Raw genomic sequence first — 1,229 nt, 5'->3', positions numbered from 1 at the left:
TGAATCGCCACTAGTTCACTAGACACTCAGTAGCCGTTTTTTCAAAACGTTTTTCATACTCTACCGGCGATAACTGATCATTGGAACTGTGCCGGCGTTTTGAGTTGTAAAACATCTCAATGTAGTCAAATACATCTCGTCGAGCTTCGGCTCGGTTTGAATATATTTTCCGCTTAATACGCTCTCTTTTAAGTAGCTGGAAAAAACTCTCAGCAACAGCATTGTCATGACAATTTCCACGGCGACTCATGCTGCCTTCCAGATTGTTGCTCCTTAGGAATGAGCTCCAGTCATGGCTTGTATATTGGCTTCCTTGATCGGAGTGCACCACTACTTTCTGTTTAGGCTTTCGTCGCCATATGGCCATGAGTAGCGCATCAAGAACTAACTCTTTTGTCATTCGTTGCTGCATTGACCATCCAATGACCCGTCGCGAGAACAAGTCAACAACCACCGCTAAGTAGAGCCAGCCTTCATGAGTTTTAATGTAGGTGACATCGGTTACCCAGGCCTGGTTAGGCTGCTCAGTATTGAACACCCGGTTTAATCTATTGGGCGTAACGATATGAGAGACACCACCACGGTGGCGAGGCTTACGGTAACCAACCTGAGCCTTAAGCTGGCTCAGCTTCATCAACCGGTGAACTCGATTGATACCAATCCGCTCACCATATTCGCGCAGGTCGCTGTGGATTTTTCGATAACCGTAAACGCCACCAGATTCCAGCCAGAATTGCTTAATAAGACCCGTCTGACGAGCATCACGCTTTTGTCGACGCGAGCAAGGCTCTTTGAGCCACGCATAATAACCACTCGGGTGGACGTCCAGTAAGCGGCATAACTTACGTATCGGCCAACAGTCCTTGTGATGCTTAATAAAGGCGTACCTTAGTCGGACTGCTTCGCGAAGTACGCCGCGGCTTTTTTTAATATGTCACGCTCTTCAGTGACACGCTGTAACTCTTTTCTTAAACGTTTTAGTTCAGCCTGCTCTTCGGTTTGAGCTGCGTGTTTCTCTGCTTCTGGACCGTACTTCTTAACCCAGGCATATAAACTATGAACGGAAACATCGAGCCGTCTTGAAACGTCAGCAACAGAATAACCTTTATCGGTAATTTGCCGGACAGCTTCGATTTTAAATTCTTCAGGGTATCGGTTGTTACTCATAAGCACCTCTTTTATGCCATTATCTATGGCTATGAGGTGTCTAGCAAATCAGTGGCGATTCA

General features: G+C 46.4%; 1 protein-coding gene. It reads right to left on the bottom strand.

Features of this window, described 5'->3' with window-relative positions; all coding sequences use genetic code 11:
• Window positions 1–10 precede the first annotated feature (10 nt).
• Window positions 11–1,167 (bottom strand): IS3 family transposase gene (locus tag ACP7FG_RS12960; protein ID WP_380298945.1). Its coding sequence is split into 2 segments (ribosomal slippage): window positions 11–933 and window positions 933–1,167, totalling 1,158 coding nucleotides; the frame shifts between segments, so codons are not numbered across the junction.
• Between the last annotated feature and the right edge of the window lie 62 nt (window positions 1,168–1,229).

The sequence above is a fragment of the Idiomarina sp. ST10R2A5 genome, assembly GCF_051842325.1.
GTDB classification, from domain to species: domain Bacteria; phylum Pseudomonadota; class Gammaproteobacteria; order Enterobacterales; family Alteromonadaceae; genus Idiomarina; species Idiomarina abyssalis.
The sequence above is the reverse complement of the archived record's forward strand: the minus strand, read 5'-3'. Positions and strand labels throughout refer to the sequence as shown.